This window comes from Acinetobacter sp. UBA6720 (assembly GCF_002454215.1).
GTDB lineage: Bacteria > Pseudomonadota > Gammaproteobacteria > Pseudomonadales > Moraxellaceae > Acinetobacter.
The window spans coordinates 408-6,197 of sequence record NZ_DKIK01000183.1; the positions used below are offsets into that span (position 1 = coordinate 408).

Below are 5,790 nucleotides of genomic sequence, written 5' to 3' on the forward strand. Positions count from 1 at the left end.
GCCTTCTGCTGTCACGACTGGCTTGAGTTTAGCCAAACCTTCGAGTGTGGTCGAGGCACGTGGATGTTCATCCGTGTCGACCACAATTGGATCACCCTTACGCTGTGCAATATTTACAGGGATGATCTCATGTTTAAAAAAGCCTTGAGCTTGCGCGGTTGCGGTGCGCTGTTGACTCGTCAAGGCAAACTGGTCTTGATCTGCACGATCAATATTAAATTGTTGTGCCACGTTCTCCGCAGTCTGTGGCATGGTGTCTACACCATACATCGCTTTCAGCTTAGGATTGATAAAACGCCAGCCCATAGTAGTGTCTTCAATCTTTTGGCTACGGCCATAGGCGGTTTCCGATTTACCCATGACAAAGGGTGCACGAGACATACTTTCCACACCACCTGCAATGATCAGGTTGGCTTCACCTGCTTTAATGGCACGGGCTGCCATGGCAATCGCATCAAGTGATGAGCCACATAAGCGATTCACAGTCGTGGCAGGAACTTCAACCGGTAAGCCAGCAAGTAATGCCGACATACGACCCACATTACGGTTGTCTTCACCTGCTTGGTTGGCGCAGCCGTAGATCACGTCATCGACTTGAGTCCAATCCACTGTTGGATTGCGTTGCATCAAGGCTTGAATTGGCACTGCACCCAAGTCATCGGCACGAACTGGGGCTAAACCACCCGCATAACGGCCGAATGGGGTACGGATGGCATCAATAATGTAAGCGTTTTTCATATTTCATTTTCCCTTTATCTAAAATCCCTCCCAACCTCCCTTTATTAAAGGGAGGAGTTCCCCTATTTTTTAAATAGGGGGAACTTCCCAAAATTAGAAAGATGGAAGTCCCCCTTTATCAAAGGGGGATTTAGGGGGATTCAAATCATTAATTCTGTTGAGTCGCATCCACTAAAGTTGCACCCGTCATGGCCTGCAATTCTGCAAAGCTTAAACCGTCGACTTTCTCAATCACTTTTAAACCCTCTGCGGTGACATCAATCACACACAGGTCGGTATAAATACGGTCTACACACTTCAAACCTGTCGCTGGATAGCTCAGTTCAGCCACGATCTTCGGTTCACCTTGTTTGGTCACATGGTCGGTGGTGATAAAGACTTTCTTGGCACCGACAGCTAAGTCCATTGCACCGCCAACCGCAGGAATCGCATCAGGTGCACCGGTATGCCAATTGGCCAAGTCACCATTGGCTGCGACTTGAAAGGCACCCAAGACGGCTATATCTAAGTGACCACCACGCATCATGGCAAAAGAATCCCCATGATGGAAAAAGGCACCGCCTTGCAACATGGTCACATACTCTTTCCCTGCGTTGATCAGTTCTGGGTCTTCTTGACCTTTTTCAGGTGGTGGGCCAAAAGCCAACAGTCCATTTTCGGAATGTAAGAACACGTCTTTGTCACTTGGCAGGTAACTAGCAATTTTGGTCGGTAAGCCAATACCTAAGTTGACATAGGCACCATCAGGAATGTCTTGTGCCACACGTTCTGCAATTTGGTTACGGCTGAGTTTTTGATAGCTCATGATGTTCTCCCGATTACACAGCAACAGGTTCAGGTTGAACCTGCACCACGTGTTGAACAAAAATACCTGCGGTGATGATGTGTTCAGGATATAAAGCCCCTAAGTCCACCACTTCAGAGACTTGTGCAATGGTCACACTGGCAGCCATTGCCATAATCGGGCCGAAGTTACGTGCCGATTTGCGGTAAACCAAATTGCCCCAACGGTCGCCTTGTTGGGCTTTAATCAGAGCAAAGTCAGCTTTGATTGGATATTCCAGTACATAATCTTTACCGTCGATGTGACGGGTTTCTTTGCCTTCGGCCAATAAGGTACCGTAACCTGTTGGGGTAAACACTGCACCGAGACCCATGCCTGCGGTTTGGATACGACAGGCCAAGTTACCTTGAGGCACCAGCTCCAATTCGATTTTGCCTGCACGATAGAGTTCATCGAAGACCCAAGAGTCGGACTGACGCGGGAACGAACAAATGACTTTTTTCACAGCACCCGCTTTGAGTAGCTTGGCTAACCCATAGTCGCCATTGCCAGCATTGTTACTGACGATGGTAAGGTCTTTAATGCCGAGTTGAATCAAGCCATCAATCAGTTCAGCAGGTTGTCCTGCTGTACCAAAACCACCGATCATGATGGTTGAGCCATCCTTTATTTGCGAAAGTACTTCTGTTATAGAAGCTGAACTTTTATCAATCATAATATTGTCCTAGGTACAGCGTACCTATTAACTTTTAGAACTTGGATTGGAGCGTGAAGCTAAAGCTGAAACTTCAGGACTATGTTTGGTTAAAATCAGATGCGCAGTTAAACCAATGACGATGCCCCAAAAAACGGAACTTAGACCCAAAAAGTGCATACCTGAAGCTGTAGCTAAAAAGGTAATGAGTGCAGAATCTCGTTGAGATTCATCTTTCATGGCTACAGCAATATTGGTTGAAATCGCTCCCAATAAAGCCAAGCCAGCCAAAGCAGCAACAAGCTCTTTTGGCAGCAAGCTGAAGAGCAGAACGATACTGCCTGCGAACAAACCACCTAAAATATAGAAAATGCCGTTAGCAACGCCTGCGATATAGCGTTTTTCTTTTAACTCATGCGCATCTTTGCCCATGCACAGTGCAGCCGTAATTGACGCTAAAACAATGGTGATACCGCCGACACATGCAACAGCTAAAGAAGCAATACTGGTGGTGGTAATAATCGGCTTGGCAGGCATGTCGTAACCACTCAGTTTCATGATGGCCATGCCCGGTAAAAACTGTCCTGTCAGGCTGACTAAAATTAAAGGCAGGGCAAGGTTTAAGGTGGAGTGCCAAGTCCATTCGGGGCTGATGAACTGAGGAGTAGCAAGTTGGAAATCTAAACTCACTGCATTCATTTCACCAAGCCCAAAGCTCAAGGCCACACCTGAAAGCAGTACCCAAAGCATGCTATAGCGTGGTGAAATTCGTTTTGCGACTAAAAAGACAAACAGCATGCTAAACACAATAATCGGCATACTGTTAGTTGCGCTAAAAAGACCTAAACCAAACTGAAATAGGATACCTGCCATCATCCCAGCGGCTACCGATTGCGGAATCCATTTCAACAATTTATCGAAGTAACCACTGATCCCAATCAGGAAAATCACCACAGCCGAAGTGATATAAGCGGCTACAGCTTCATTCAGGCTAATATTTGGGAACAGCGTGACCAATAAAGCTGTACCCGGTGCAGACCATGCGGTAATCACAGGGACTTTAAACTTTATGGAAAGAAAGATCCCTGCCACGGCTGCCCCAATAGAAATACCCCAAATCCATGAAATCATCATGGTCGGGGAAACCTGAGCTTGTTGCGCAGCCTGAAAGAAGATAATGAGTGGTCCTGAATAGGAAATCAGCACCGCCAAAAAACCTGCGACAGTGGCTGAAATAGACCAATCTTCTTTCAAAGTTTTAAACAGGGTAGCCATTCATTTGCCTCCATGCAGACATGATCCTGTATATAAAGTTTTGTGACGATCAATTAGCCTTGATCGCCACCGCCTACAGGAACCACTGTACCTGTCATATATGACGAATCATCTGAAGCAAGAAATACAATCGCATTGACTTGTTCCTGAATCGTGCCATAGCGGTTCATAAAACTACGATCAATGGTTTGATCGACCACTTGTTGCATCCACGTTTTTTCATTTTCAGACAATGGATTTGCATTGCGTGGCACTTTGCGTGGCGGTGCTTCGGTTCCACCTGTCGCAACTGCATTCACGCGGATGCCATCTTTGGCATGCTCAAAAGCCAGTGATGCAGTAAGGGCATTCACTCCGCCTTTGGAAGCCGAATAGGGCACTCGGTTAATACCGCGAGTCGCAATAGAAGATACATTTACAATCGTACCTTTTTGATTTTTAATCATTTCAGGTAGAACTGCGCGACAACACCACAGCGTTGGAAATAATGAGCGATTCACTTCTTTGATGATTTCTTCTTCAGAAAATTCGTCAAAGGGTTTCATCCAAATTGCACCACCGACATTATTGATGAGTACATCAACACGGCCATAGACTTCAAGTGCTTTTTCAACAACGGCTTGTGCGCCTGCAAAGGTTTCAAGATTGGCTTTGACGGTTATAGCATCGCCTTGATGTGCTTCAATCTCTGCTAATGTTTCATCGACATAGTCGGATAAATCAGCTAAGACAACTTGCGCACCTTCTTCAGCTACTTGGAGTGCAACACCGCGACCAATGCCTTGAGCGGCACCAGTCACAATCACGACTTTGTTTAAAAATCTTTGATTTAACGCCATTTTTGAACTCGCTCATCATCCGATATAAAGATGATTTTCTAAATTTATAAATTTGGCACGCCGGCGTCCTAACATTTGAATATCACTTACCGGATTAACCTTCGGTTGGACTTACTTTCCTTTTGGGAAAATGAGAAGCAGCGCTTCGCAAGAAACCACCTTGCGGTGCAGTGCACCTCATCGCAAAACTCGTCAGAAACCGATTACTTGATATCTTTCTCGCAGAAAAGGCTTTTTTACCAAGCAGTCTGGCCTCGAACAATTGCGAATGACGTTTTCGCGTATCATTTTTTCTATGACTTAAATATTGGGTGATCTATTAGTTTGCAGAGAATTTTTCAAACAGGAAGTTTGCAGGCTTTACGCCTTCGCTATCTAACCAACCACGAACAGCATCAACCATAGGGACAGGACCACAAAGGTAGACATCAACATCACCGCCATTGAGCCATTCATTGTCAATGTGCCCAGTTACATAACCTTTACGCTCATGTGCAGAGTCTGGACTTGCAACTACGGTACGGTATTCAAACCATGGAAGTTTAGCTTGGAGGGCATTGAGCTGTTCTAAAGCCACTAAGTCGAAATCATTGGTAACACCAAACACTAAACGAACAGGGTGTTCAGCGCCTTTTTCTTCTAAAGTTTGTAGCATAGACATAAAGGGTGCAATACCAGTACCGCCTGCCAGCATAACCACAGGACGAACCACATTACGCAAATAGAAGCTACCAAATGGACCAGTAAACGTCATTTTGTCGCCCGCTTTGGCAGCACCACTTAAAAAGCTACTCATTTTGCCATTCGGCACATTACGTACTACAAAGCCAGTTAAACGGTTGCCCGGTTTCGAGCTAAATGAATATGAACGTGTTTCTGCTGTCTCTGGAATGCCTACGTTGACATATTGACCAGCAAGGAAGTGAATGTCAGGTTGACCTTCATCGAGCTGAATATCAAAAGTAATGGTCGATTCTGATAAATTTTCGACAGAGACTAATGTGCCTTGATACTGGTGAATTTCGGTTTTACACACTTCAGATGACGCTTGAATTTGGAATACGGCATCTGAGGTCGGACGGCATTGGCAAGCCAGAATATAGCCTTGTTCCGCTTCTTCTGGTGTTAACGCATCTTCAATATACGTCTCTTCAGGCATGTCATAACTACCAGATTCGCAAAAAGCGCGGCAAGTTCCACATGCACCATCACGGCAGTCTAGCGGAATGTTAATTTTTTGGCGGTAAGCGGCATCTGATAAAGACTCACCTTGAGTCACGGTAATAAAACGCGTTACGCCATCTTCAAATTGAAGTGCAACATTGTGGTTTGACATGGCTGAATATCCTTTAAAAACTTTGAAACTTGGAACTTTCAGCCAAAACTCCATTTGGCTGAAAGCATACTAAGGATGTGTGGCTAACTTAGAGGTGATAAACATCAATCACTTGGTTGATATA

Annotated in this window: 6 protein-coding genes; all 6 read right to left on the minus strand. The window is 45.3% G+C overall.

What is annotated here, in order from left to right; all coding sequences use genetic code 11:
* Positions 1 to 738, minus strand: a 738-nt coding sequence (locus B4F08_RS15445; protein WP_291375216.1) for a beta-ketoacyl synthase N-terminal-like domain-containing protein, incomplete at its 3' end; no start/stop codon positions are given.
* Between the two features lie 148 nt (positions 739 to 886).
* Positions 887 to 1,543 carry a 3-oxoacid CoA-transferase subunit B gene (locus tag B4F08_RS15450; protein ID WP_291375217.1) on the minus strand — a complete coding sequence of 219 codons (657 nt, stop codon included), beginning with the start codon at positions 1,541 to 1,543 and terminating at the stop codon, positions 887 to 889.
* Positions 1,544 to 1,556: 13 nt separating this feature from the next.
* Positions 1,557 to 2,237 carry a 3-oxoacid CoA-transferase subunit A gene (locus B4F08_RS15455; protein WP_291375218.1) on the minus strand — a complete coding sequence of 227 codons (681 nt, stop codon included), beginning with the start codon at positions 2,235 to 2,237 and terminating at the stop codon, positions 1,557 to 1,559.
* A 27-nt stretch (positions 2,238 to 2,264) separates the two neighbouring features.
* Positions 2,265 to 3,491, minus strand: coding sequence for a benzoate/H(+) symporter BenE (benE, locus tag B4F08_RS15460; RefSeq protein WP_291375219.1), 1,227 nt, complete (start codon positions 3,489 to 3,491; stop codon positions 2,265 to 2,267).
* Positions 3,492 to 3,544: 53 nt separating this feature from the next.
* Positions 3,545 to 4,330: a benzoate diol dehydrogenase BenD gene (benD, locus tag B4F08_RS15465; protein ID WP_291375220.1), complete on the minus strand. Its 786-nt coding sequence runs from the start codon at positions 4,328 to 4,330 to the stop codon at positions 3,545 to 3,547.
* A gap of 319 nt (positions 4,331 to 4,649) precedes the next feature.
* Positions 4,650 to 5,666 (minus strand): benzoate 1,2-dioxygenase electron transfer component BenC, encoded by a 1,017-nt coding sequence (gene benC, locus B4F08_RS15470; RefSeq protein ID WP_086210943.1) that lies wholly within the window; start codon positions 5,664 to 5,666, stop codon positions 4,650 to 4,652.
* Positions 5,667 to 5,790: the final 124 nt, after the last annotated feature.

Bases quoted from the DNA above. Each gene is read 5' to 3' on its own strand.
- B4F08_RS15450 (WP_291375217.1), bottom strand. From the start codon at position 1,543: ATGAGCTATCAAAAACTCAGCCGTAACCAAATTGCAGAACGTGTGGCA.
- B4F08_RS15455 (WP_291375218.1), bottom strand. From the start codon at position 2,237: ATGATTGATAAAAGTTCAGCTTCTATAACAGAAGTACTTTCGCAAATA.
- benE (WP_291375219.1), bottom strand. From the start codon at position 3,491: ATGGCTACCCTGTTTAAAACTTTGAAAGAAGATTGGTCTATTTCAGCC.
- benD (WP_291375220.1), bottom strand. From the start codon at position 4,330: ATGGCGTTAAATCAAAGATTTTTAAACAAAGTCGTGATTGTGACTGGT.
- benC (WP_086210943.1), bottom strand. From the start codon at position 5,666: ATGTCAAACCACAATGTTGCACTTCAATTTGAAGATGGCGTAACGCGT.